The 23,785-nt window shown below is 60.6% G+C and carries 24 protein-coding genes; 17 read left to right on the top strand and 7 right to left on the bottom strand.

Annotation, left to right across the window (positions count from 1 at the left end):
* The first annotated feature begins 174 nt into the window (after positions 1–174).
* Positions 175–789 (top strand): 3'-5' exonuclease, encoded by a 615-nt coding sequence (locus tag ACZ46D_RS13235; RefSeq protein ID WP_464927911.1) that lies wholly within the window; start codon positions 175–177, stop codon positions 787–789.
* A 19-nt stretch (positions 790–808) separates the two neighbouring features.
* On the opposite strand, the gene ACZ46D_RS13230 is transcribed toward ACZ46D_RS13235, so the two are convergent.
* From ACZ46D_RS13230 to ACZ46D_RS13220, 3 genes are read right to left on the bottom strand one after another with little or no spacing between them, the layout of a single operon-like run.
* Positions 809–1,069 (bottom strand): TFIIB-type zinc ribbon-containing protein, encoded by a 261-nt coding sequence (locus ACZ46D_RS13230; RefSeq protein WP_464927910.1) that lies wholly within the window; start codon positions 1,067–1,069, stop codon positions 809–811.
* Positions 1,070–1,086: 17 nt separating this feature from the next.
* Positions 1,087–1,308: a hypothetical protein gene (locus ACZ46D_RS13225; protein WP_464927909.1), complete on the bottom strand. Its 222-nt coding sequence runs from the start codon at positions 1,306–1,308 to the stop codon at positions 1,087–1,089.
* A 37-nt stretch (positions 1,309–1,345) separates the two neighbouring features.
* Positions 1,346–4,078 (bottom strand): cation-transporting P-type ATPase, encoded by a 2,733-nt coding sequence (locus tag ACZ46D_RS13220; RefSeq protein ID WP_464927908.1) that lies wholly within the window; start codon positions 4,076–4,078, stop codon positions 1,346–1,348.
* 147 nt (positions 4,079–4,225) lie between these two features.
* Between ACZ46D_RS13220 and nhaR the strand changes: the two genes are divergently transcribed.
* Entirely contained in the window at positions 4,226–5,131 is a 906-nt protein-coding gene (nhaR, locus tag ACZ46D_RS13215) for a transcriptional activator NhaR (RefSeq protein ID WP_464927907.1), read from the top strand.
* Here nhaR and ACZ46D_RS13210 read toward each other — a convergent pair.
* Positions 5,118–6,089 carry a tRNA dihydrouridine synthase gene (locus ACZ46D_RS13210; protein ID WP_464927906.1) on the bottom strand — a complete coding sequence of 324 codons (972 nt, stop codon included), beginning with the start codon at positions 6,087–6,089 and terminating at the stop codon, positions 5,118–5,120. The two genes, nhaR and ACZ46D_RS13210, sit on opposite strands and share 14 nt — an antisense overlap.
* Before the next feature lie 198 nt (positions 6,090–6,287).
* Here ACZ46D_RS13210 and ACZ46D_RS13205 point away from each other — a divergent pair, with 198 nt between their 5' ends.
* The 5 genes from ACZ46D_RS13205 to ACZ46D_RS13185 all read left to right on the top strand — a co-directional run bounded on the left by ACZ46D_RS13205 (position 6,288) and on the right by ACZ46D_RS13185 (position 10,431).
* Positions 6,288–6,818: a YIP1 family protein gene (locus ACZ46D_RS13205; RefSeq protein WP_464927905.1), complete on the top strand. Its 531-nt coding sequence runs from the start codon at positions 6,288–6,290 to the stop codon at positions 6,816–6,818.
* A gap of 63 nt (positions 6,819–6,881) precedes the next feature.
* Entirely contained in the window at positions 6,882–7,265 is a 384-nt protein-coding gene (locus ACZ46D_RS13200; RefSeq protein WP_464927904.1) for a hypothetical protein, read from the top strand.
* 50 nt (positions 7,266–7,315) lie between these two features.
* Complete coding sequence (locus ACZ46D_RS13195) at positions 7,316–9,496, top strand: hypothetical protein (RefSeq protein ID WP_464927903.1); 2,181 nt, start codon at positions 7,316–7,318, stop codon at positions 9,494–9,496.
* A 96-nt stretch (positions 9,497–9,592) separates the two neighbouring features.
* Positions 9,593–9,955 (top strand): YajD family HNH nuclease, encoded by a 363-nt coding sequence (locus ACZ46D_RS13190; protein WP_464927902.1) that lies wholly within the window; start codon positions 9,593–9,595, stop codon positions 9,953–9,955.
* Positions 9,952–10,431: a YehS family protein gene (locus tag ACZ46D_RS13185; protein WP_464927901.1), complete on the top strand. Its 480-nt coding sequence runs from the start codon at positions 9,952–9,954 to the stop codon at positions 10,429–10,431. Before ACZ46D_RS13190 ends, ACZ46D_RS13185 begins: the two co-directional genes overlap by 4 nt.
* Here ACZ46D_RS13185 and ACZ46D_RS13180 read toward each other — a convergent pair.
* On the bottom strand, positions 10,428–11,534 hold the full coding sequence (locus ACZ46D_RS13180) for a SprT-like domain-containing protein (RefSeq protein ID WP_464927900.1): 1,107 nt from the start codon (positions 11,532–11,534) through the stop codon (positions 10,428–10,430). The genes ACZ46D_RS13185 and ACZ46D_RS13180 overlap by 4 nt on opposite strands.
* A gap of 17 nt (positions 11,535–11,551) precedes the next feature.
* Complete coding sequence (gene rnhA, locus ACZ46D_RS13175) at positions 11,552–12,256, bottom strand: ribonuclease HI (protein WP_464927899.1); 705 nt, start codon at positions 12,254–12,256, stop codon at positions 11,552–11,554.
* Between the two features lie 564 nt (positions 12,257–12,820).
* On the opposite strand from rnhA, the gene ACZ46D_RS13170 reads away from it, so the two are divergent.
* Both ACZ46D_RS13170 and ACZ46D_RS13165 read left to right on the top strand, forming a co-directional pair.
* Positions 12,821–12,988 (top strand): hypothetical protein, encoded by a 168-nt coding sequence (locus tag ACZ46D_RS13170; protein ID WP_464927898.1) that lies wholly within the window; start codon positions 12,821–12,823, stop codon positions 12,986–12,988.
* A complete protein-coding gene (locus ACZ46D_RS13165) occupies positions 12,981–13,862 on the top strand; it encodes a radical SAM/SPASM domain-containing protein (RefSeq protein ID WP_464927897.1) in 882 nt (293 codons plus the stop codon). Before ACZ46D_RS13170 ends, ACZ46D_RS13165 begins: the two co-directional genes overlap by 8 nt.
* On the opposite strand, the gene rlmN is transcribed toward ACZ46D_RS13165, so the two are convergent.
* Positions 13,859–14,962, bottom strand: coding sequence for a dual-specificity RNA methyltransferase RlmN (gene rlmN / locus ACZ46D_RS13160; protein WP_464927896.1), 1,104 nt, complete (start codon positions 14,960–14,962; stop codon positions 13,859–13,861). The two genes, ACZ46D_RS13165 and rlmN, sit on opposite strands and share 4 nt — an antisense overlap.
* A gap of 129 nt (positions 14,963–15,091) precedes the next feature.
* Between rlmN and ACZ46D_RS13155 the strand changes: the two genes are divergently transcribed.
* The 8 genes from ACZ46D_RS13155 to ACZ46D_RS13120 all read left to right on the top strand — a co-directional run bounded on the left by ACZ46D_RS13155 (position 15,092) and on the right by ACZ46D_RS13120 (position 23,652).
* Positions 15,092–15,769: a TetR/AcrR family transcriptional regulator gene (locus ACZ46D_RS13155; protein WP_464927895.1), complete on the top strand. Its 678-nt coding sequence runs from the start codon at positions 15,092–15,094 to the stop codon at positions 15,767–15,769.
* Positions 15,766–17,073, top strand: a complete 1,308-nt coding sequence (locus tag ACZ46D_RS13150; protein WP_464927894.1) for an efflux RND transporter periplasmic adaptor subunit — start codon at positions 15,766–15,768, stop codon at positions 17,071–17,073. The genes ACZ46D_RS13155 and ACZ46D_RS13150 overlap by 4 nt, the downstream gene beginning before the upstream one ends.
* Before the next feature lie 6 nt (positions 17,074–17,079).
* Positions 17,080–17,805, top strand: a complete 726-nt coding sequence (locus ACZ46D_RS13145) for an ABC transporter ATP-binding protein (protein ID WP_464927893.1) — start codon at positions 17,080–17,082, stop codon at positions 17,803–17,805.
* A complete protein-coding gene (locus tag ACZ46D_RS13140; protein ID WP_464927892.1) occupies positions 17,802–19,169 on the top strand; it encodes an ABC transporter permease in 1,368 nt (455 codons plus the stop codon). Before ACZ46D_RS13145 ends, ACZ46D_RS13140 begins: the two co-directional genes overlap by 4 nt.
* A gap of 207 nt (positions 19,170–19,376) precedes the next feature.
* Complete coding sequence (locus ACZ46D_RS13135) at positions 19,377–20,837, top strand: efflux transporter outer membrane subunit (protein WP_464927891.1); 1,461 nt, start codon at positions 19,377–19,379, stop codon at positions 20,835–20,837.
* Positions 20,838–20,885: 48 nt separating this feature from the next.
* Positions 20,886–21,845 (top strand): RluA family pseudouridine synthase, encoded by a 960-nt coding sequence (locus ACZ46D_RS13130; protein WP_464927890.1) that lies wholly within the window; start codon positions 20,886–20,888, stop codon positions 21,843–21,845.
* 132 nt (positions 21,846–21,977) lie between these two features.
* Positions 21,978–22,559 carry a hypothetical protein gene (locus ACZ46D_RS13125; protein WP_464927889.1) on the top strand — a complete coding sequence of 194 codons (582 nt, stop codon included), beginning with the start codon at positions 21,978–21,980 and terminating at the stop codon, positions 22,557–22,559.
* A 226-nt stretch (positions 22,560–22,785) separates the two neighbouring features.
* A complete protein-coding gene (locus tag ACZ46D_RS13120; RefSeq protein WP_464927888.1) occupies positions 22,786–23,652 on the top strand; it encodes an RT0821/Lpp0805 family surface protein in 867 nt (288 codons plus the stop codon).
* Positions 23,653–23,785 lie beyond the last annotated feature (133 nt).

Here is a 23,785-nt window from a genome sequence, read left to right as displayed (position 1 = left end):
CAGGTGCCGGTTTATTATTCAGCCGGGAGCGGTTCGCCGGAGGTTGAAGATATTTCATACTATAAATCATACGCCAATCACCACGGAAAAGCTAGCTGCCTGCAAGGTGGGAAAGCTTTGCCGGCGAAGGAAAAAATCCTTCCAAACCAGCAATGGTTCCCGTATATAGACTCCATGCACACCATCGACCCTCGCCCTGGCTTTGCCCAGCGGATGACCAAGGAAGAAATCAATACCTGCCCCATATGCCGATGGGAGGGGGTGGTCCACGTGGTCCGCACCCCAGAGGGGTTGGCCCACGCGGTCCGGGCCCTGGCGGAAGAGAGCATCCTCGGCTTTGACACGGAAACCCGGCCCGCCTACCACAAGGGGGAAAGCTACCTGCCCTCGCTCCTGCAACTGGCCGGGGAAAAAGAGGTCTATCTCTTTCAGTTGAAACCACTCGGCCTGCCCGCTCCCTTGCGGGAAATCCTGGCCGACCCCAAGGTGGTCAAGGCAGGGGTATCGCTGGCCTATGATCTCCAGGAGCTGCACAAGCTGGCCCAGTTCAAGCCAGCCGGCTTTGTGGATCTTGGCCATCTCGCCAAGAAGGCCGAGATAAAAAACCACGGCCTGCGGGGGCTGGCTGCGGTGCTCCTGGGCTTTCGCATCGCCAAGGGGGCGCAGACCTCGAACTGGGCCAAGGATGTCCTGGCCCCGGCCCAGATCCAGTATGCCGCCACCGACGCCTGGGTGGGGAGGGAGTTGTATCTGAAATTACGGCAGGACGGGGAGAATTCCTGCCGCTGAAGTCCTTTCGAGCTGCAGGTTAGAAATCAAACAGCTCACCCAGCAACCCCTTATGCTTTTTCTTTTTATAATCGTCGTGACCATGGTGCTCCTGGAACGATTGCCGTGCCCCGCGTTCTTCCTGGCGCGGGGGTTGGGCCTGGAGGCCTGAACGCTCGATGATCTTATCCAACTCCCCCCGATCCAGCCACACCCCGCGGCATTCCGGGCAATAATCGATCTCCACTCCCTGACGTTCAGCCATAACCAAGTTCACCTGCGTGCATACCGGACATTTCATGGTCTCTCTCCGTGGTGTTATTTTTTTCCGTCTTCTTCTTTCTCCGTCTCTTTGCTCGACGGACCATCTTCCTTTTGAGCCTGATCCCCACCACCGTTGACGGCCTTGCTAATCTCCGCGACAACGTCCTGCTTCGCTTTTTCCGCCGCCTGGGTTGCCAGATCCTTAACCTGATCACAACCGCTCAACCCCATGACCGAGAGAAGCAGCAGGGTGGTGATCGTTCGAACATGTTTCATCGTTAGATTCCTTTTGTTGTTTTGGAGTAATAAGCCATCAGACACGAACCCTTGTCTTTTTGTTCCACAGACTCTTTTCAATTTCGACAATCACAAAAACCACCACCCCGGCCACCACGGTCCGACCCCAAACGGCAAGAGTAACCGGCGCGCTCTGAAACAAGCGGTTCATCACCGGCAGATGGGTGTAGGCAACCTGCAGCAGGAACATGGCGACCACCCCGCCAAGCACCCAGAGGTTTGAGAAAAAGCCGAGCCGGAAAACGGATTTTTCCAGGGAACGGCAGTTGAACAGGTAGAACAGCTCGACCATGACAAAGGCATTGACTGCGGCGGTGCGCGCCTCGGCAAGGGTGGCGCCGTCGGAGAGTTCCCAGGCAAAGAGCCAGAAGGCGGTGCCCAGCATCAGGAAGCTCACCAGGGTAATCCGGAAGATTACGCTCCTGCTCAGGATCGGCGAGTTCGGTTCCCTTGGCGGCCGCAGCATGATGCCCTTTCCCTTGGGTTCAAAGGCGAGGGCCAGGCCGAGGATGCCGGCGGTGGTCATGTTGATCCAGAGGATCTGCACCGGCAGGATGGGCAGGGTGACCCCGAGAAAAACGGCGGTGAGGATGACCAACCCTTCGCCAAGGTTGGTGGGCAGGGCCCAGGCAATGAACTTGACCAGGTTGTCGAACACGCCCCGCCCCTCCTCCACCGCCGCCTCAATGGAGCTGAAATTGTCATCGGTGAGGACCATGTCCGCCGCTTCCTTGGCCACCTCGGTGCCGGTGATGCCCATGGCCACCCCGATATCCGCCCGTTTCAGGGCCGGAGCGTCGTTGACCCCATCGCCGGTCATGGCCACCACCTGGCCCCTGGCCTGGAGCGCCTCCACCAACCGGAGCTTTTGCTCCGGACTCACCCTGGCAAAGACCGCGGTGTCTTCAGCCCTGGCGATGAGTTCGCTGTCCGAGAGTTTTTCCAACTCCGGCCCGGTGAGCACCGGGATAGCCTGGATCGAGGCCGAAACGCAAAGCCCAACCTGGCTGGCAATGGCTGCGGCGGTAAGGGGATGATCCCCGGTGATCATCTTGACCCGGATACCCGCGGCCTGGCAAATCTTGACCGCAGCCACCGCTTCCGGCCGCGGCGGATCGATCATCCCCTGCAACCCGAGAAAGATCAGGCCATCGGTCAGATCCGCATGGTGAATCTCCGAGATTTCCGCGTCCACCTTCTTGCCAGCCATGGCCAATACCCTTAAGCCCTTGGCGGCCATAGCCTCCACCGCCCCCTGGATTTCGGCGGTACGCAGGGGGACCGCATTGCCCAGTCCGTCAAGCTGGCTTGCGCATCTGGCCAGAACCGCCTCCACCGCGCCCTTGAGATAGACCCGCCGGGTCGCCGCGCCGGGCCCGGCCTCGTGCAGACTGGCCATGTACTGGTGTTCCGATTCAAAGGGCACCGTATCCAAGCGGGGGCTTGCGGCCACGGTTTCCGGGCCGAGGCCGCCTTTGCGGGCCGAGGTCAGCAGCGCCCCCTCGGTGGGATCGCCATGCACCTGCCAGACCCCTTTCTCTTCGATAAGCTGGCTGTCGTTGCAAAGAAGCCCGGCCCGCAGGCATTCCAGCAACGCCGCAGATGTGCTGGCGGTGCTGCCGGAAGCCGCTTCCGGCCCCTCGATCCTGCCCTGCATGGGGCTATAGCCGGTGCCGGTCACCGTGTACGACAACCCGTCGGCCACGATCTCCTGCACGGTCATCTGATTTTCGGTGAGGGTGCCGGTTTTGTCGGTGCAGATCACCGTGGTGGAGCCCAGGGTCTCCACCGCAGGCAGTTTCCGGATAATAGCCCGTTTTTTGGCCATGCGCGAAACACCGATGGCCAGGGTGATGGTTACCGCCGCAGGCAGACCTTCGGGGATGGCGCCCACAGCCAGGGCCACTGCCGCCATGAACATATCGACAAAAGTCTGACCCCGGAGAAGCCCGACCACAATGGTGAGCGCGGCCAACCCCAGAATCACGTAGAGCAGAACATTGCTGAACTCGCTGATCTTGCGGGTGAGCGGGGTCTCCAGCTCCTTGGCCGCCGAGATCAGCTGGGAGATGCGCCCCACCTCGGTTGCATCCCCGGTGGCGGTGACCATGCCGGTGCCCTGTCCGTAGGTGACCAGGGTCGAGGCGTAGGCCATGTTCCGCCGGTCGGCCAGGGCAGTCTCGCGGCTGTGCTGGCCGTGGTCCTTGGCCACGGGCGCCGACTCTCCGGTGAGGGCTGCTTCGGCGATCTGCAGGTCACGCACCTGGAAAAGCCGCAGGTCAGCGGGAACCTTGTCGCCGCTTTGCAGAAAAACGATATCGCCGACCACCAGTTCCGTGGCCGGAAGACGCCGCTTCTCCCCCTGCCGCAAGACCGTGGCCTCGGTGGTCATGGTTCGGGCCAGGGCGGCCAGGGCGTTGACCGCCTTGGCCTCCTGGAGGTAGCCGATAACGGCGTTGACCAGCACCACCAAAAAGATGACCCCGGAATCCACCCACTCCTGCAAGAAAGAGGTGATCAGGCCGGACGCGATCAGGATATAGATCAGGGGCTGATGGAACTGGAGCAGGAAACGGATCAGCCTTCCCTGCCCTTTTTGGGCGGTGATGGCATTGGGCCCGTACGCCTCCAACCGGTGCTCCACCGCGAACCGGTCAAGCCCTTGTTCCCGGTCCGATTCCAGCAGCTCCGCCACCTCGTCGATGGGCAGGTGGTGCCAGTGCCTGGCGATCAAATTCACATCTTCCATGGCCGTCTCCTCTGTATTGATGCGGTTCGGCTGATGCGCCGACCGATCTGATTCACTTCCATGCCCAAGACGATACCGCAGGAATATAGTTTGAACAATTAGAAAATATGCTTACAATAGTTCGGAATAAACGAAACGAGGCTCCCCATGGAATGGCTCAACTACCACCACCTTTTCTATTTCTGGACCGTGATGCGCGAAGGCAGCCTGACCGCAGCCAGCGTCCGACTCAGCCTGGCCCCCTCCACGGTGAGCGCCCAGCTGAGCCGGCTGGAAGAGACCCTGGGCGGCAAGCTCTTTCAGCGGGCGGGCCGCAACCTGGAGCCCACCGATCTGGGCCGTCTGGTGTTCCGCTATGCCGACGAGATTTTCTCCCTGGGGAGGGAGATGATGGACACCATCCGGGGCAGGCCGGTGGCCGGCCCCTTGTCCCTCAAGGCGGGGGTGGTGGATGTACTGCCGAAACTCATTGTCCGCCGATTGCTGGAACCGGCCCTGCAACTGCCGGAACGGGTGAAATTGGTGTGCCTGGAAGACAAGGAGGATGCCCTGCTGGCGGAACTGGCCATGCACAGCCTGGATGTGGTGCTGAGCGATGCGCCCTTGCGGGCGGGGTTGAGCGTCAAGGCGTACAGCCATCTGCTCGGCGAGTGCGGCATCACTTTTTTTGCGGTGGAGAGGCTGGCCGGAGCGCTGCGGGGAAAATTCCCCCACTCACTCCACGAAGCGCCCATGCTGCTGCCCATGGAGATGACCGCGCTCAGGGGCGGGTTGGAGCGGTGGTTTGCCACCCTCGGTATCCGGCCCGCCATTGCCGGGGAATTCGACGACAGCGCCCTGCTCAATGTCTTCGGCCAGGAAGGCGATGGCGTCTTTGTGGCGCCCACGGTCATTGAAGCCGAGGTACTGCGCCAGCACAAGGTGCAGGTGATTGGCCGGACCCAGGCGGTGAAGGAACGTTACTACGCCATCTCGGTGGAACGGATCATCAAGCATCCGGCCGTGGCCGCCATCTTGGAGGCAGCCCGACGCAACCTCTTCATGATGCGGTAAGCAGCTCCCCAAACTGGTTAAGGCTTTTGCTCCGCTTGAGCTGCCGCGCCAGGGGCACCACCTCGGGATCGTGGACATGGCAGAGCACCTCCTTCATCTTGCAGAGGATCTGGTGCTCGCCGCAGAAAAGGGCCTGGTAACGACCCAGCAGCTCCTGCAGATAGTCGCGCAGCTCGGCAACCTTGGCGTCCGGGGTCGATTCGCTGGGGCATCTGCCCCGCAGCCGTTCAAACAGCAGGGGATCGGCAATGGCGCCCCGGCCCAGCATCAATCCGACCGCTCCGGTATCGACCAAAACCCGTTGGCCAATGGCCGCGCTGAAGATATCCCCGTTGGCGATCACCGGCAAGGCAGTCTGCCGCACCACCTCACCGGTGATTCCGTGGTCCGCCGGACCGGTGTACATCTGCTTCACGGTGCGCGGGTGGACCACGAGAAAATCAATGCCGCTCTCGGCAAACAGGGTCAGCAGGGAAAAGATTTGGGCAGGATCATCAAAGCCGGAACGCACCTTAACGGAAAAACTGCCCCGAATCTCCCGGCGCAACCGCTCAAGCATCCGCGCCAGGGCCAGCGGCTCGCGCAACAGAGCGCCGCCCGCGGTCTGGCTGGTCATCCGGCCATAGGGGCAGCCGAGGTTGATATTGAGATGTTCGGCCCCCAGCTCCTGCACGGTGTTGGCCGCGGCCACCAGGGCCTCGGTGTCGGTGCCGATGAGTTGCACCACCAGCGGCACCCCGCCAACCGTGCTGATCACCTCCTGCCGGTCGTTCTCGGTGATATTTTTTTTGGCGCTCGCCTTGACCCGGACAAATTCGGTAAAGACCACATCGGGGCGGACCCGCTCGATGAACAGGGAACGCAAGGCCCGGTTGGTAAGGCCCTGCATCGGGGCCAGCATCAAGGGCTGGCTCCCTGGCGCCCAGGGCAGTTTGGCGTTATGGTGTTTCTCAGGCATTGGCGAAGAACTCCAAAGGGTAAAAATCCACGAATGAATGTCGGTGAATACCCTGTCCGGGGTCCAGGAGTCAAGGATTGCCTTGCCTTAATGCCCCTGTCTGACTTATAGGTTATAGAAAGGGGCGGGACGCGGAGACGGCGGCGGACTTAACGCCATCATTTCCGTCTGAATAGTTAACAAAATAAAGGAGTTACCATGAACGCTTTTATGGACCGGATGCTTCGCGCGGCAAAATTGGATGCCCATCTCTATGAAGAGGTGGAGGCGGACAAAAGCACCATGCAACAGGCCATGGGGGTTGTGGTTCTCTCCAGTCTTGCCGCAGGGGTGGGCAGTATCACCACCATGGGATTTGGCGGGATTCTGCTCGGCACCCTTGCCGCCCTGGGCGGCTGGTACATCTGGGCCTATCTCACCTACTTCATCGGCACCAAATTCCTGCCGGAACCGCAAACCGAAGCCGATCTCGGCCAATTGCTGCGCACCACCGGCTTTTCCAGTTCTCCCGGCCTGATTCGCGTATTGGGGATCATCCCAGGGTTGGGCACGGTGGTTTTCGTCGTAGCCTCCGTCTGGATGCTGATCTCCATGGTGATTGCGGTCAGGCAGGCCCTTGATTACACCGCCACCTGGCGGGCCGTGGCAGTTTGCGCCATCGGCTGGATTATCCAGACCGCGATCCTGGTGCTGTTGTTTTCTTTGTTCGGTGGCCCCCCAGCACCCTGATGTTTTCTGCGACGGAATTATCATCTTAATCAAGCGATACCCAACCTGAGATTAAAGGGAAACATGTACATCAATATCACCCAAGATCCACCGACCGATGTCGTAGAGATCAAGAGAAAATATCTGCGCATCATCCCGTATCTCCTGGCCCTGGTGTTCTGCGGCATCCTGCTGGCTGTTTTCCAGATTTTTGTTGGTTCATCCCACGGCGACCTCGTGGAAAACACCGCCCTGGTTCTCTTCGTGGGGCCGGGCCTGGCGTTTTTCTATTTCGCCGAGAAGCTCCATGACCATAAGGCCCTTTCCCCCAAGCAGGAAAAGGAGATCGAGGAACTCTGCCGGCAAGATCACCTTATTGCCGCCTATTGCGCCAAGGTCTCGGCGCTGGGCAGAAAACTGATCAAGGCGGAATATGATGCCTGCAAAGCGCGGATTGAAGATTTGTAGCGAGGATATTGCCTGACCCAAGAAGACCATGGCCGCCAAAGGGGACCTCCATGACCACAACCCAATACGTTTTCAGCAAAACCAGCCAAATTTTACAGGCAAAGACGCCCGATTCATGGGCAACCATGCGCACCTTACTCTTGCGGAGCCTAGCCCTGTTGTTCGGATTTCTGGCCCTGGCCATGCCACACCCGGCCCAGGCTGGCAAGGAAATGACCTTCGGCGACTACACCGGCAGCCTTCAGGGTTTGCGCCTCGACAGCATGCCGGCCAACACCCGGGTCGATACCGACAACAAGAGCTACATCAACTTTTTCTGGGAGGTGAAGGACAAGGAAGGGTTGCTCAACACCGCCTTGGTCCAATACAAGGTCCTTGACCGCAAACTCACCAATGGTTACTGCGGCACCATGTTTTCGCCCCAGGTCTGCGCCTTCGATTACGGCGGCATCCGCTACGCCGCCGAGCTCTATGTGCACGAGTACGACTACAACCGGCGGGAAAAGGTCATCGACGCCAACACCACGGCGACCTACGCCTATGACATCATCAAAAACAACGTCAAACGGGAAGAGCTGGGCCTGGTGATCAAGGGTCCGACCAGATACGACCGCAGCCATGTCATGCCGAAGATGATCGGCAACTACCATTACCTTGCCTTTATGAAAAAGCGGGCCGTCCCGCCCGAGGATTGGTATGAAATCCACTCCTTTCTCCATGCCGGCAACGTGCACGTCAAGATCGAGGTCAGATGCAAAAATGGCCTGCTTGATGCCCTACCCGACCGGCTCATGAACGAGATCATCGCCAAGTTGCCGCGCAGCGGACAGGCGGAAACGCCGGTGGCAGCCGTGGAGGTCGAGGAAAAGGCGCCACCCGTTGAAAACCCCGACTTGCTGGTGGAGGCCTACCCCGCGCCCTCTTCGGCCCAAGTGGGGCGCACCGCCTACCTCCCCGCCTCGACCAAGCTGCCGGCCAAGCTGGTGGCCAAAACAAAACCAGGCACCGCCACGACCTTTGAAATCGTCTCCGGCAAACAGGCGCAATTGCAGGCAGGCACCAGCAAGTCCACCCGCCTGACGGTCAAGGCCGACAGCAACGGGGTAGCCGAAGCCCTGTTTTTCTATACCGGCGCCAGCATCAAGGCCCCACTGGCCTACGAGGTGCGAATCTCCACCCCGGGCCGCAGGGAAACGGTTACCGTCAATGTGGGCCTTGGGTTGGCCTTTGACCGCATCCAGGCAATCAAAGGCGACATGCTGGACACCCATGCCTTCACCCTTGGGGTCAAGAGCCGTTTTTATCCCAAGCTCAACCTCGGCCAGTATCTCTACAGCGCCCAGGAATCCGGAATCTGGGGCAACCGCCAGGTCGGGATCAAGCTCAAAACCACCTGGGTCAATGCTCCCGCAGGCGCGCCGCCGGACCAAGCCTTTGTCGGCACCACGAAGATCGTCACGACCCCTGTCGGAGAAAGTGTGCTGGTGGTCGGCAAGAATGAAGCCCCCGGCGAGCCGCAATACTATTTCGGCAAGCACCTCTATCCGGCGGTGGTGATGAAAAGCGACGGCAAGCATGCCTACCAGATCAACGGGGGCATTGTCCTGCTCGATAGCAACGATGCTTTCAGCGAATTCATCCAAGAGGGCATGCAGCAGGGGCAGGCCCTGGCCCTCGTTTCCCGCGATACCCCGGAACACTGGCTCACCAGCCTGGTCTGCTCGCTGGAGGCCCAGGACGAGGTGCAGTATGTGCTGCTCGAAACAGCCAAGATGCTCCCCGGCGGCGATGTGGTTGACGCCCTGACCTCGGCCACCGGTCTGATGTGCAAGTTCGGCAAGGGCGAATACGAATCGCTTTTCTATGATCTTGGCACCATTGTCGGCGGCAAGTACCTGGATCATCTCAACCAACCGGAGGTTCTGACCAAACTCACCCCCAAGCAGCAGAGCGCAGCCAAATTGGCCAAAAAATCTTACGACAAGCTTGACGAGCACAAAAAAGACGAAGAGCGCGACAAATGGATCGGCGCGGCTGCCGAGCGGTTCAGAAACAGTCGGACGGAACAACCGGCAGCGAAAAAGCCCCCACCGCCTGCGCCTACACCCGCTCCCAGTTCAGCACCAGCCCCCGCTCCTGCCGGGCAAGGTGATGATCTGAAGAAGAGTGTCGAGGATCTGCAGAAGTCGTTTGAGGAGCTGGGGAACACCTTCAAAGGGATCTTCAACTAGGAATAGCCTACTCCTCGAGGCGATCCTGGAAATCGCCCAAACCAGCGGAGCAACGCTTACAGAAGGGAATAGAGCACCATACAGGACCAAACACCCATGACACCACCGACCAAATCCGATATGCTGTCCGAAGCCCAGCGCGCGCGGGAGCAACGGGCGCAGACCTATCGGGAGAAAGCGCTCAAGATGTATCCCTGGATCTGCGGCAGGTGCGGACGCGAATTCAGCGGCAAGAAGTTGGGCGAACTCACGGTCCACCACAAGGACCACAACCACGAAAACAACCCGCCCGACGGCAGCAACTGGGAGTTGTTGTGCATCTACTGCCACGACAACGAGCACGACCGCCAGAGCGTTGCCGATGCCTATGGCGCTCTGAAACCTGAGGGAAAACAGGAAGCGATCGCCACCTCGAATCCCTTTGCCGCTCTCGGGGCCTTACTAAAGGATAAAAAATGACGAACAATGATGTGTTGCGCGGGGTGCGATATGCCCTGGCCCTCTCCACTGCTGCCATGGCCGAGATATTCAGCATCTCCGGGCAGACGGTTGCCCAGGAAAAGATTCTCAATCTCCTGAAAAAAGAAGAGGGAGAAGGCTTTGTCGCCTGCCCGGATACGCTGATGGAAGATTTTCTGAGCGGCCTCATTATCCACAAACGGGGCCGACAGGAAGGCAAACCGGCTCGCCCCCCGCAGGCGGCCGAACCGCTCACCAATAACTCCATCCTGAAAAAGCTCCGCATCGCCTTGGAACTACAGGAAAGCGACATGCTCGCTATTTTACAACAGGCTGGCAATCCGGTCTCGAAATCCGAGCTGTCCGCCTTGTTCCGCAAGGCAGGGCACAAAAACTACAAGGAATGCGGCGACCAGTTTCTCCGCAACTTCCTCAAAGGCTTGGCGCTTCGGTATCGAGAGGCTGGCCCCCGCTAGCCGTCTGCCAGCAACAAACCCATGTTGCCGCCGCCGTGCGGCTCAGACGCGACCCCCTTGTGGATGATGAGCTGTTTGCCCTCCTGCTGCCCTGCCTGGTAGGTATCGGCATACACTTGCGGGCCGTTATGCTGCACGGTGCGGAGGCGGGGATAACGGGCCCGGTAATAGCGGATCAGCCCCGGATCGGAGGCACAGACCAAGCTGGAGGAGGTGTTGTCGCCGGTGGCGCGCATGGCCTCTTGGTCTTGGAGGGTAAGCTTTTCCCGAAAACCGTGGAGCACCCCCAGCCGGTAGGAATTCTTCTCCCTCCCCGTTGCCCCCGCGCTTTTCCGAAATTCCTGCCAGAGATACTCCAGCCGGTGACTGAGAAAATGATAGACGTGGTCGGCCACGGCCAGGTTTTCCTTGGCCCCGGTCAGTTCGATCACCCGCAGGGTTTCGCCGCTTTTCGCCTCAAACTGCCGGGCGATGACCACGTTGACATAGAAGAAATCCTTGAGCAGCGCGGCCATGCCCCGTTGGTGGGCAGCGATCCGCTTGGTGCCCGGCTTGATGATCAGGTAATCGTAGTCAGCGGCCTGGCGGTCGAGCCGTTCCAGGTTGTAGCGGCGGAGGATGGCGTTGGCCTTGGCCATGGCCAGGGCGGCCTCGTGCTCGTTGGCGCTCTGGGCCAGGGCGAAAAGCTTTTCCACTTTATCCAGCATCCCCCCGAACCTCTGCCCCTCCCCGCTGAGCAGCCGCGGGATTGCCCCCTGGGCGGTGCGAAATTCAGGATGCACCCCCAGCCGATCGCAGGCCTCTTGAAAGGCCGGGCCGTGCGGCAGCTCATCCCCCCGACCCAGTATCTGCTGGACGTACTGGTGGCTCATCTCGTGCTTCAATACCTCCAGCACCACATCCCAGGAATGCTCCCGGATCAGCCAGGAGGCCAGGCTGAGGGTCTCCAGCCCCGGCGACCAGGAACCGGCCCGGCTCTGACCCTCGCGGATCTCAAAGAGCGGCAGCCGCAGCCGCACCCGGTACAGCCAGCAGAGCTGGCGGTATTCCTGGGCCAACTGCCTGCGCCAGGTCTCCATGAGTCGGCTTTCGTTTTCGCTCACCCGCCCGCCCCTTCCTTTCAGCCCTTGTACCCGGCATCCACCGGCAGATCCGGCTGACGGGCCGAGGCCACAGCCAGTTCATCGCAACGCTCGTTAAAGGGATTGCCGTTATGCCCCTTGACCCAGTTGAAGGTGATGTCCAGCCCCTCGATGAGGTCCAGCAGCTGGCCCCAGAGATCGGGATTGATGGCGGGCTGCCGGTCCGCCTTGACCCAACCCCGCTTCCGCCACCCCTTGGCCCACCCCTTGCTGATCCCGTTCACCACATAGCTGGAATCAGAATAGAGGGCCACCGGCCGGTCCCGATGCTCCAGTTCGCGCAGGGCCACGATGCAGCCCATCAGCTCCATCCGGTTATTGGTGGTCAGACGGAAGCCGCCGCACAGCTCCTTGCGCTGGCCGTTGTAGACCTGGACGATGCCGTAGCCGCCCGGCCCGGGATTGTAGCGGGCGCCGCCATCGGTATAGATGCAGACCACGCCCTCCTTGGGGGAGGTATCCGATACTGCCGCAGGCCCGGATTGAATCGTACTTTTCCCGCTGCCCGGCCTGGACTGACCCGAGGTGGGATTCTGCAGCCAGGCCTCGGCCTCACCCCGGGTGGGAAAGCCCTTGAATCTGGCACCCTGAAAGCCGATGACCTGGGCCTGGGCCTGGGGCCAATTATCGTAGATGCCGGGCACTCGCCCGGCCAGAATTGCGTAAAATTTCTTTGCTGCCATGTTTGGATTATTCCTTTTTTTGTTCATCCGGAAATTCCGGAGAAAGTGGCGATAGCCTTCTTGTTGTTTTCTTTCTTCTTTTGCGTGCCCAAAAGAAGAAACAAGAAAAAGGCACCCCAGCCAGTCCTGGCCCTGCGGGCTTCCCTTACTTCTCGCCGAGGGCGGGACGCGGAAAAACTCGGGCTTCGCCCTCAGACAGTTCCCGCGCCTTTTCCGCCCCCGTCTGCGAGGCGCGGCAGGACAAATGGGGGGGGAGAAAAAAATCCCATTGGCACGCCGCCGAGCACCGGAGAGGCTGCCGAAAAGGGGATTTGCACTGTTTGAGCGTAGCGAGTTTGCAAAGCCCCGGCAGCATCGAGGAGCGCAGGGTATCCCGCCTTCGGCGGGACAAGTGCCCTGGGTGCCCTTTCTTTGGTTCGTTTCTTTGGGCAAGCAAAGAAATGAACAGACTCATTTCTTGCCGCATTCCATAATTTCAACTATGTTGCCCAAGCAAGAATACACCATCGCCGCAAAGCCGCAAATGGCGATGATCCCATTACCCCTCGCCTATTGGTGAAAAGAATGAAACTTTTTGTTACCCCCAAGGGCGACCGTTGGCTCTGCTCCGACTGTGAAGAAGACTTCGCCGAGACCATCAGCGAACAGGGCTGGCGGGTTGCCTTTGAAAAAATCGACCCCATGCTCCGCTGTGCCGAATGCAAACAGGGCGACATCGAAATTTTTGATTGATCCGCTGTCCTTGAAAAAATTCAAAAAAATATACCTCGAGATCACCAACCGCTGCAATCTTTCCTGCAGCTTCTGCCTTCGGAGCGGCCGCGCCAAAGCCTTCATGCGGACGGAGGATTTTGGCGCCATCCTCGGCAAGATCGAGGGCCATACCGCCCATCTTGCCCTGCATGTGCTGGGCGAGCCCCTGCTGCACCCGGAGCTTGGCGAAATCCTCGCCCTCTGCCAGGAGCACCGCCTCAAGGTCAACCTGACCACCAACGGCACCCTGCTCCCCCAACGCCAGGAGCTTTTACTGGCCAGCCCGGCCCTGCGCCAGGTCAACATCTCATTGCACAGCTTCAGCGAACACGATGTCGAGCCAGCCCTTTCCGTCTATATGGCCGGAATTTTCGCCTTTCTCCGGGAGGCGCCCGCCACCGGGCTGCTGATCAGCCTGCGGTTCTGGAATCTGGCTGCCACGGAAAACGGCAGCCCAGGCCCCAACGACCCGATCCTGAAAGCGCTTGAGGATTTTTTCGCCCTGCCCGAGCCGCTTGTCACCCGGCTCACCCCCGGCCACGGCCTCACCCTGGCCCCCAAGGTGTTCCTGAGCCAGAATGCCCGCTTCACCTGGCCCCATGCTCCGGCGCCCGACCTGGGCGACAAGGGCACCTGCCGGGGGCTGCGGGATCATGTCGCCATCCTGGTAGACGGCACCGTGGTGCCCTGCTGTCTCGATGGTGAGGCGGATATCCCCCTGGGCAACATCCACGAACAATCCCTGGCCGAGATTTGCAACAGCCCTCGCGCCACCGCCATCCGCACCGGCTTTACCCAACGCCGCCTCAGCGAACCCCTCTGCCGCCGCTGCACCTTCCGGCAATTCTTTTAACCCTTGCCTGCCAGCTGGCCGCAGGCCGCGGAGATATCCGCGCCCCGGCTCTGCCGGATAAAGGTGTTGACGCCCGCCTCGCGCAGCACCTTTTGAAAGGCCAGGGTCTGCGCCTTGTCCGGGCAGGCGTACTCCGTCTCCCCGGAGCCGTTGTAGGGCAGCAGGTTGATCCGGCTGGGGATGCCTTGCAGCTTTTCCGCCAGCAATCGCGCATCGGCCAGCGAATCGTTGATCCCCTTGAGCATGATGTACTCAAACAAAATCACCTTCTTTTTCCCCAGCGGATACCTGCGGCAGGCCGCGAGCAGCGATTCCAGCCCGTAAGTTTTATTCACCGGCATCAGGCTGCTGCGCACCGCATCATCGGCACTGTGCAGCGACACGGCCAGATTGACCCGGATATCCCGGCCCAGATCGTCCATGCGCGGCACGATGCCGCAGGTGGAGACGGTGATCCGCCGTTCGGAAAAGCCGAGGCCATGGTCATCCATGAGGATCTTGAGCGCGGGGAGCAGGTTGTCGTAATTGGCCAGGGGTTCGCCCATGCCCATGAAAACCAGATTGTTGAGCAACTCCCGCGGCGTGGCGCGGTTGATCCCGTTGGCTACCATATGGGTCATCACCGCCAACACCTGGCCCACGATCTCGGCAGGGCGCAAGTTGCGGACAAAGCCCTGCCCGCCGGTGAGGCAGAAGCCACAACCCATGGCGCAGCCCGCCTGGGAGGAAACGCAGAGAGTATGACGCCCGTCCTCGGGGATGAGCACGCTCTCGATCATTGCCCCGTCCGCGAGCCGGAAGGCAAATTTCTCGGTGGTGTCCGCAGACCTCTCCACCGTTTCAGGGGCAAGGCTACTCATGATGGCATGTTCGGCCAGCAACGCCGTCACCTCCCGGCTGATCCCCAGCTGGGAAAAATCCAGAATGCCGGGTCGGTGCAGCCGGGCAAAGATCTGCTTGGCCCGCTTGGCGGGCAGACCCAGCCCCACGACGAACTCAGTCAGCCGATCCAGGGTGAGATCGCGCAGATCGGTTTGCCCGCCCTGGGGCGAGGCAGTATCCGGCCTGTCGGCAGCCTGTTCTTTTTTCTCTCTATCCATGCAGACTCTGTAACACATTTCCCCCCTGTTTCAAAGGATAGCCCGAGAGAATCCACCCCCAAAAACCCCTTGACGCAGCCGGATAAATAAATCAAATATACATTTAACTTATCCCAAAGGACACACCCCGTGCGAAAACAACGAAGCGACGGTCAGGAAACCCGCCAGAATCTGCTGGAAGCCGCAGGCAAAATCTTTGCCGGCAAAGGCTTCCGGGAAACGACCGTCGCCGAGATCTGCAAGCAGGCAGGGGCCAATACCGCCGCGGTCAGCTACCATTTCGGCAGCAAGGAGGCCCTCTATGTGGAGAGCTGGCGCTATGCCTTCACCCAATCCTTGCGCGTCTATCCCCCGGATGGCAACATTGCCCCCCAGGCCCCAGCGGAAGAGCGGCTGTGCGGGTGGATTCTCTCAATCATGCGCAGGATCATCGACCCGCAAAGCCATGATTTCGACATTTTCCACAAGGAGATGGCAAACCCGACCGGCCTCCTGGCCAAGCCCATGCAGGAATCCGTGGAGCCGATCTTTAAAGGCCTTACCCTCCTGGTTTCCGAATTACTGAACAAGGAGCCCCAGGAACCCGAAGTACAACTCTGCGCCATGTCCATCCGAGCCCAGTGTTTCGGCCCCCTGCTCTACGCCCGCCGCTGCAAGAGTACACAGGAGCTGCCAAACACCTGCCTTGAACCCCTGCTCGAAGATGTGGAGCAACTGGCGGACCATGTCACCCGCTTCAGCCTTGCCGGAATCCGTGCGCTCCGCCCCCGACATCCGCAACAATCCAACAACGAGGTTGGCCCATGAAACACCCAGGCAAGAAATCCCTTATCGTCCTCATCGCCGTCCTGCTTCTCGGCAGCCTGGCAACCTGGGGGCTTACCCGTAGCCAGGGAAATGGCGTTGCCTACCGGACCACCGAGCTCAAGCGCGGTGATCTGGTGGTTACCATCAACGCCACCGGCACCGTGGAGCCGGAAGAGGTCATCGACGTCGGCGCCCAGGTGGCCGGACGGATCGTCTCCTTTGGCAAGGACGCCAAGGGCAAAACCGTGGACTACGGCTCGCTGGTGGAGGCAGGTACGGTGCTGGCCCGGATCGATGATTCGCTCTACGCCGCGGACGTGGCCCAGGCCGAGGCCCAGCTCCTCTCGAACAAGGCTGGATTGCAGAAGGCCAAGGCAGACCTTAGCCGGACGGAACAGGAGTGGAAGCGGGCCCAACTCCTCGGCCCCTCCGAAGCGTTGTCGCAATCGAGCTATGAAGCCTACGAATCAGCCTATAAAAGTGCGCGAGCCCAGGTGGCGGTGAGCGAGGCTTCAATCAATCAAGCCGAGGCAACACTCAAGCGCGCCCAACGCAACCTCGGCTACTGCACCATCACCTCGCCGGTCAAGGGCATCATCATCGACCGGCGAGTCAACACCGGCCAGACCGTGGTGGCGAGCCTCAACGCGCCCAGCCTCTTCCTGCTGGCCAAGGATCTTACCCGTATCCAGGTCTGGGTGGCGGTGAACGAGGCGGATATCGGTAGAATCCACCCGGGCCAGCCGGTGACCTTCACGGTGGACGCCTACCCAGGCGAGACCTTCCGCGGCGAGGTGGGCAAGATCCGGCTCAACGCCGCCATGACCCAGAACGTGGTGACCTACACGGTGGAGATCTCCACCGACAACGCGGATGGCCGCCTCCTGCCGTATCTCACCGCCAATGTCCTCTTCCAACTGCAAAAGCTGGAGAATGTCCTGCAGGCGCCCAACGCGGCTCTGCGCTGGAGCCCACCGGCCAAGGAGGGCGAAAGCGAGGGCGGCCCCAAAAAAGGCGGGATGAAAGAGGGCAAAAAACCAGCCTCCACCCAGGCTCCGGCCAACGGTAAGGCCAGCGGCAGCCTCTGGGTGCTGGACAAGGAGCAAAAGCTCCGGCAGATTGAGGTCCAAACCGGGGCCAGCGACGGCACCAACACTGCGGTGGAGAGTACGGAGCTGCGCGAGGGGATGCAGGTCATCACCGGGATGCGGCTGGCCGACTCCGGCAAGAACGGAAACGGAGGGGGCAACCCTTTCACCCCGCAGTTCGGCGCCGGCAACAAAAAATCCAAGGGAGAGAAATAAAGCCCCATGGAACTCATCACCTTGCGCGGCATTGAAAAAACCTATCAGATGGGCGACATCGCCGTGCCCGTGCTGAAAGGCATCTCCCTGACCATCCGGCAGGGGGAGCTGGTCGCGCTCACCGGTTCGTCCGGCTCCGGCAAATCCACCCTGATGAACATCCTGGGCTGCCTGGACCGGCCGACCGCCGGCGAATACTGGCTGGACGGCCAGGAGATCTCCCAGCTCTCCGCCGATGAACGGGCCCTGCTCCGCAACCGCAAGCTGGGTTTTGTCTTCCAGAGCTTCAACCTGCTGGCCCGAACCAGCGCCCTCGAAAACGTGGCCATGCCGCTCTCCTACGGAGCCGAGCACTTGAGCGAACGGGAGGCCAGGGAGCGGGCCGCTGAGATGCTGAGTCGGGTGGGATTGGCCGACCGGCTGGACCATCACCCCTCCCAGCTCTCCGGCGGCCAGCAGCAGCGGGTGGCCATTGCCCGGGCTCTGATCAACCACCCGCCGGTACTCTTTGCCGACGAGCCCACCGGCAACCTCGATTCCAAGACCAGCGAAGAGGTACTGCAGATGTTCGAGCGGCTCCACACCGAGGACCGCATCACCATCATCATGGTGACCCACGATCCCAAGGTGGCTGGCCACGCCAACCGGGTGATCCGCATGAACGACGGGGTGATCCAGGGCGATGCGCCCCCTGCCGAGCCAAAGCCGAAAACCGAGGGGGGCGCGCCATGATGGTGTATACTACCGCCCGCACCGCCTTTCGGACCCTGCGCCGCAATCCCATGCGGGCCATGCTCACCACCTTAGGGATCGTCATCGGCGTGGGCGCGGTCATCGCCATGATGGAGATCGGCGCCGGCGCCTCGGCGGCTCTTAAGAAAACCATCGCCAGCATGGGGGCCAACGTGCTGGTGATCCGGCCCGGCACTGCGTCGAGCGGCGGGGTCTCCTTCGGAGCGGGCACCACCACCACCCTGACTCCGGAAGACTGCCAGGCCATCCTGCGGGAATGCCCCTCGGTGCGCAACGCCGCGCCCATGGTCCGCGCCCGCGCCCAGGTAGTCTACGGCAACCGCAACTGGGTGCCCAACGCCATCTACGGCACCACCCCGGCCTATCTCGATGTCCAGGACTGGTCCATCCTCGCCGAGGGCGAGCCCTTCAGCGACCGGGATGTGTTGAACGGCAACCGGGTCTGCCTTCTGGGCAAGAGCCTGGTCCGGGAGCTGTTTGAGGGAGAATCCCCGGTGGGCAAGGATATCCGGATCAAAAACATCGCCTTTCGGGTGATCGGGGTGCTCTCTGCCAAGGGCGCCAACATGATGGGCTTTGATCAGGATGACGTCATCCTCGCCCCCTGGACCACCATCAAATACCGGGTCACCGGCACAAGTCTCGCCACCGCCAACCAGAGCGACTCCGTTGCCAGCGACTCGGTGAACACCCTCAGTAATCTCTACCCCACGGCCCAGCGCAGCCTCTATCCGGCACGCTCCGCCGTCCAGCAGGCCGACAACCCCATGCCGGTGCGCTTCGCCAACATCGACCAAATCATGGTCGCAGCCAACAATTCGGCGGAGATCGCCCCGGCCATCGAGCAGATCTCCGGGGTGCTCCGGGAACGGCACCGCATCCGCAACGACGACCCCGATGATTTTAACGTCCGCGATATGGCCGAGCTGACCCGCACCCTCTCCACCACCACCAAACTGATGACTAACCTGCTGTTGGCCGTGGCCATGATCTCCCTGGTCGTGGGCGGGGTGGGGATCATGAACATCATGCTCGTTTCGGTTACCGAACGGACGCGGGAGATCGGGCTCCGCATGGCCGTAGGCGCGCGGGGCCGCGACATCCTTCGCCAGTTTCTGGTGGAGGCGGTGGTCCTCTGCCTCACCGGCGGGGCCATGGGCATCGTCCTCGGCCACGGCGGCTCCATGCTGGTGCAACTCCTGCTCAAGTGGCCGGTGGAGACCTCGCCTGCGGCCATTGCCACCGCGGTGCTGGTCTCGGCCGGGGTGGGGATCATCTTCGGATTCTACCCGGCCTGGAAGGCCTCGCGGCTTGATCCCATCGAGGCCCTGCGTTATGAATAAATTGTTCAGCAGCACCGCATCTGCGTTGTCATCGGCCAGCTCATGTGCAACAGCACACTTCGCCGGCCTCTTCCTAGCATCTGCGGTGCTGCTGAACAATTACAGTTCGGGGTTTATCCTTATTTCCCTGCGCCGAGCTGACCGTTACTATGTAAAAAATAACCGGGCCGACCTCCCGGCCCATCTTTATTATTAAGGAGCATCCCCATGATCCCCACACCGTACCGGACCAGCCTGGCTCTCTGCCTCTGCCTGCCCCTTGTCACCAGCTGCATGATGGGCCCTGATTTCCAGCGCCCGGAGGCCAAGGTCTCCTCCCAGTGGCTGGGGCAAGCACCCACAGTCCCCGCAGCTCCCGAGGCTGCGCCCGCAGCAGAACAGAACCTGGCCCAATGGTGGACAATCTTCAACGATCCCCAGCTCACCTCCCTGGTGGAGCGGGGGATGCGGGCCAATCTGGACCTGCGCATGGCGGAAAGCCGAATCCGCCAAGCCCGCGCCTCCATGGGCATCGCCGGGGCGGACCTGGGCCCGACCGTCAATACCAATGCCTCTCTTACCCGCAGCCGGACTCCGGCTTCTTCGATCCGCAACGAGGTGACCACCGGCAATCTCTACCAGATGGGCTTTGATGCCGGGTGGGAGATCGATCTTTTCGGCGGCTTGCGGCGCGGGGTCGAGGCGGCAGGCGCGGATCTCGACGCAGCCGTGGAAAACCGCAGCGACCTGCTGGTAAGCCTCAGCGCCGAGGTGGCCAACAACTACCTGAACCTCCGCTCCCTGCAACAGCGGCTCGCCATTGCCCGCGAGAATCTCAAGTCCCAGGCCCACACCGCCGACCTGACCCGCCAGCGTTTTAACGTAGGCTTTGCCAGCAAACTCGATGTGGTGCGGGCGGAGGCGCTGGCCGCCACCACGGCCGGGCAGATTCCGCTGCTGGAGACGCAGGAAAGACAAACCATCTACAGCCTCAGCCTGCTGTTGGGCGGCGAACCGTCCGCCCTGCTGGCGGAACTGACCCCGGAGGCACCATTGCCCTCCGCCCAGGCCACCGTGCCTGTAGGGCTGCCTTCGGATCTGCTCCTGCGCAGACCCGACATCCGCAGGGCGATTGCGAAGATCCATGCCGCCACCGCCCGGATCGGGGTGGCCAAGGCCGATCTCTTTCCCAAATTCACCATCTCCGGCGCCTTGGGCCTCCAGAACACCACCTTGACTTCGACCCTCAACCGGGCCAGCAGCTTCTGGTCCCTCGGCCCGGCCCTGAACTGGCCGCTCTTTGACATGGGCCGCACCCGCGCCAATCTGGAGCTGAAAAAAGCCCTCCAGGAAGAGGAACTCCTGGCCTATGAACAGACCGTGCTCAATGCCCTGCGCGAGGTGGAAAACGCCCTGATCGCCTCAACCAAGGAAGAGGAGCATCGCCAGGCCATGGCCCAAGCCGTAACAGCCAACCGCACTGCGGTGGAGCTGGCCACCGCCCTCTATACCGCGGGGCAAAACGATTTCCTCGCCGTGCTGGATGCCCAGCGCTCCCTTTATACCGCCGAGGACGCCCTGGCCCAGTCCAGCCGCACCGTCTCCACCAATCTCGTCGCCCTGTACAAGGCCCTGGGCGGCGGCTGGCAGACGGAAGAAGGTGCACCCCGCGATGGGTCGGGCTCATAACCCGTTTTTTATTTTTCAACTCATGGGGTTACTGCGGATGACCGGGCAATGATGGAAAGAAAAAACTCGGTGCTCATCCAGCCCCAGCAGGCCGGGCAACAGCTCCTCGATTTTGTCAGCCAGCGCTTCACCTACCGAAGCCGGGAGGAATGGCAGGCGGAACTGGCGGCCCACCGTTTCCGCCTCAACGATGGCGCGGCGCGGGGTGATTCCATCCTGGCCCCGGGCGACCACCTCGTCTACCTGATGCCCCCCCTGGTGGAGCCCCCGGTTGACACCAACTACACCGTCCTCCACGAGGATGAAGATCTGCTGGTGATCGACAAGCCCGCCCCCCTGCCCTGCCATCCCGGCGGCCGCTTCTTCGCCCATACCCTCTGGGCCCTGCTCAAAAAAAACCATAACCTAGCCGAGCCTAGGCTCGTCAACCGGCTGGATCGGGAAACCTCCGGCATCGTGCTGGTGGCAAAAAACAAAGCCGCCGCCCGCCTGTGCCAGGAGCAGTTTGCCCAGCACCGGGTGGATAAGGTTTATCTGGTGGTGGTGGAAGGAGATTTCCCGGACACGCCCGTGCCGGTGGAAGCCACGGGCTGGCTGGGGGTGGACCCAAACAGCGCGATCCGCAAGAAGATGCGGTTTTACCCGGAACAAAAGAATGCGCCGCCCGGAACCGTAGAGTCCAGCACCGCCTTCCGACACCTCTCCCGCTCCAGCAACACCAACCTCACCCTGCTGGAAGCGAGGCCGCACACCGGCCGCTGTCATCAGATTCGGGCAACCCTCTTACACCTGGGTTTTCCGGTGGTGGGCGACAAACTTTACGGGGTGGACGAGCAGTTTTTTCTGCTTTTCAAGGAAGGGGGCCTGACCGCGGCAGACCACGCTCGTCTCCGTCTGCCCCGCCAGGCGCTGCACGCATCGAGCCTGCACCTCAAGCACCCGGTCAGCGGAAAAGAACTGGAGTTTTCCGCCCCATTGCCGCCTGCGCTTCAGGGATTGCTGGCATAGATATCAGTTTACTTTCCCTTTGATATTCCATACCCTATCAGGCAATATCGCAGTATCTGAAAATCAAACCCACGAAAACCGGGAAGTGTCTCTTTTTCCTTGTTTTCCTGGCATTGAATTAAGGAGCAAACCATGACCATCATTGAAACTTTACTGCTCAGCGCATTACCGATCTTTCTTGTAACAGGCAGCGTTGCCGGCTTGATTGTCGGTGCCGTTTTGATTTTGCGACCCCACTGGTTGCTGCGCGCGGGTCCGATTGCCAACCGCTGGATTTCCACGGGTTCCCTCGACAAAACGTTAAACATCTCCATCAATGCTGATTCTTGGTTTTACCGTTATCGCCGCGCCAGCGGTTTAGCTACATTAGCGGGGGCAATTTATGTGTTGTATTTTTTCAGCGGGCAGATTGATAAAACCAGTGCCGGTTCAGGCTACATCGGGGTGCTGCTTGATTCAATGGTATTGATCGCGCTATTGGGGGCGGCGCTTGCCTTGTTCGTCAGCCTGATCGTGCTGTTTCGCCCAAGCCTTTTGCGCAAATTTGAATCCGCCGCAAATGAATGGATTTCCTTGCGTGCTGCACTGAAACCACTGGAACTTTTGCATAACAACGTGGATGAATTCACTTTCCGCCACACCCAGCAAATGGGCGTGATCTTGGTGCTGTGCAGTATTTATACGTTGGTGGTATTCACCTTCTTGGCAAGATAAGAAAAAAATTTTAGGCACGGCATTTCTGGACAAAAGGGAGATGGAGTTTCCCACACCTTTGTCGCCTGCACTTTAGAGTTGCTGGCAGGGAGCTAAGTGAGATATCCCCAGAGATGCTGACGAATCATGGAACTTTTTGCTAAAAACAGCAGTCTTATCTGCATAACAAGAACAGGGGCACACCCAAGAATTGTCTGGGGGTATTAATTCCGTGATGGAGGCCACCATGGCGCTGCGTATAAAAAAAACAGAAACAGGGCAATATTTCCGTAGCGCAATCGTGATCACGGCCAATATGGCTCTGCTGCTCAGCCCTTTTGGTGCCCTGGCCGACAATTACCACGAATCCAGACATGACGGCGAACGCTTTGCCGACCGCCGATACGATGAAGGCCATCGTTACGGGGGAGGTCCTTGGCACTACGAGCCGCATAATGGCTGGCGATTTGAACATCGCCGTGGGGTCTGGTCGCCGTTCTACATGTGGTGGCTGATAGACGGTGTTACCGTGCTCCGCCTTGCCCCGACCGTAACCGTGGTGGAATATCCCAACGGCCATTACGAGCTGCGCGGTGATGGGATTTCCGCCCCCTACTACTGGGCCTGGGTTCCAGTGGTCACCGCCCCGCCGCCACCTCCTCCCGGGCCAGCGCCTTCCTCGCCAATCCCGCCTCCTCCCGTAGCGCCACATTACTCGGGAGGAAAAGAGGTCACTGGCACCATTGTCGGAGGAGTCTTGGGTGGCGCGGTCGGCGCAGCAACGGCGGGAAGAGGCCATGGAAGAACCGCGGGCGTAATCGTCGGGACTTTGCTCGGCTCGCTTTTTGGCCATGAGATAGGCAAATCACTTGATGAAGCAGACGAACTCCGCACCGCATATGCGCTCGAAAAAAACAAAAGCGGCCAAGCCTCCACCTGGATAAACCCTGACAAAGGAAGCGAAATAACTGTCATGCCAAACCGGACGTATCAATCCCCCTCCGGCGAATATTGCCGAGAGTACCAAACCGAGGTGCTCATCGGCGGCCAAAAACAACAGGCCTTTGGTACCGCCTGTCGACAGGCGGACGGCCAATGGAAAATCGTGCAATAACCTCCAAGGATCGCACGGAGAGCTACACGACCGGACTTCTGATCGCCGAAGCAACCGTGGAGATTCCCTTAGGGCCGCGATCAATACCAAGACCGCCCTGGGCACAACGCCCGCTAACCCCATCCCCCGACAG

It is taken from the genome of Thiovibrio sp. Mzg5 (genome assembly GCF_055379285.1).
Note: the sequence above shows the minus strand (reverse complement) of the source record. Positions and strands in the feature narration are given on the sequence as shown.

Bases quoted from the DNA above. Each gene is read 5' to 3' on its own strand.
- ACZ46D_RS13235 (WP_464927911.1), top strand. From the start codon at position 175: ATGCACACCATCGACCCTCGCCCTGGCTTTGCCCAGCGGATGACCAAG.
- ACZ46D_RS13230 (WP_464927910.1), bottom strand. From the start codon at position 1,069: ATGAAATGTCCGGTATGCACGCAGGTGAACTTGGTTATGGCTGAACGT.
- ACZ46D_RS13225 (WP_464927909.1), bottom strand. From the start codon at position 1,308: ATGAAACATGTTCGAACGATCACCACCCTGCTGCTTCTCTCGGTCATG.
- ACZ46D_RS13220 (WP_464927908.1), bottom strand. From the start codon at position 4,078: ATGGAAGATGTGAATTTGATCGCCAGGCACTGGCACCACCTGCCCATC.
- nhaR (WP_464927907.1), top strand. From the start codon at position 4,226: ATGGAATGGCTCAACTACCACCACCTTTTCTATTTCTGGACCGTGATG.
- ACZ46D_RS13210 (WP_464927906.1), bottom strand. From the start codon at position 6,089: ATGCCTGAGAAACACCATAACGCCAAACTGCCCTGGGCGCCAGGGAGC.
- ACZ46D_RS13205 (WP_464927905.1), top strand. From the start codon at position 6,288: ATGAACGCTTTTATGGACCGGATGCTTCGCGCGGCAAAATTGGATGCC.
- ACZ46D_RS13200 (WP_464927904.1), top strand. From the start codon at position 6,882: ATGTACATCAATATCACCCAAGATCCACCGACCGATGTCGTAGAGATC.
- ACZ46D_RS13195 (WP_464927903.1), top strand. From the start codon at position 7,316: ATGACCACAACCCAATACGTTTTCAGCAAAACCAGCCAAATTTTACAG.
- ACZ46D_RS13190 (WP_464927902.1), top strand. From the start codon at position 9,593: ATGACACCACCGACCAAATCCGATATGCTGTCCGAAGCCCAGCGCGCG.
- ACZ46D_RS13185 (WP_464927901.1), top strand. From the start codon at position 9,952: ATGACGAACAATGATGTGTTGCGCGGGGTGCGATATGCCCTGGCCCTC.
- rnhA (WP_464927899.1), bottom strand. From the start codon at position 12,256: ATGGCAGCAAAGAAATTTTACGCAATTCTGGCCGGGCGAGTGCCCGGC.
- ACZ46D_RS13170 (WP_464927898.1), top strand. From the start codon at position 12,821: ATGAAACTTTTTGTTACCCCCAAGGGCGACCGTTGGCTCTGCTCCGAC.
- rlmN (WP_464927896.1), bottom strand. From the start codon at position 14,962: ATGGATAGAGAGAAAAAAGAACAGGCTGCCGACAGGCCGGATACTGCC.
- ACZ46D_RS13150 (WP_464927894.1), top strand. From the start codon at position 15,766: ATGAAACACCCAGGCAAGAAATCCCTTATCGTCCTCATCGCCGTCCTG.
- ACZ46D_RS13145 (WP_464927893.1), top strand. From the start codon at position 17,080: ATGGAACTCATCACCTTGCGCGGCATTGAAAAAACCTATCAGATGGGC.
- ACZ46D_RS13140 (WP_464927892.1), top strand. From the start codon at position 17,802: ATGATGGTGTATACTACCGCCCGCACCGCCTTTCGGACCCTGCGCCGC.
- ACZ46D_RS13135 (WP_464927891.1), top strand. From the start codon at position 19,377: ATGATCCCCACACCGTACCGGACCAGCCTGGCTCTCTGCCTCTGCCTG.
- ACZ46D_RS13130 (WP_464927890.1), top strand. From the start codon at position 20,886: ATGATGGAAAGAAAAAACTCGGTGCTCATCCAGCCCCAGCAGGCCGGG.
- ACZ46D_RS13125 (WP_464927889.1), top strand. From the start codon at position 21,978: ATGACCATCATTGAAACTTTACTGCTCAGCGCATTACCGATCTTTCTT.
- ACZ46D_RS13120 (WP_464927888.1), top strand. From the start codon at position 22,786: ATGGCGCTGCGTATAAAAAAAACAGAAACAGGGCAATATTTCCGTAGC.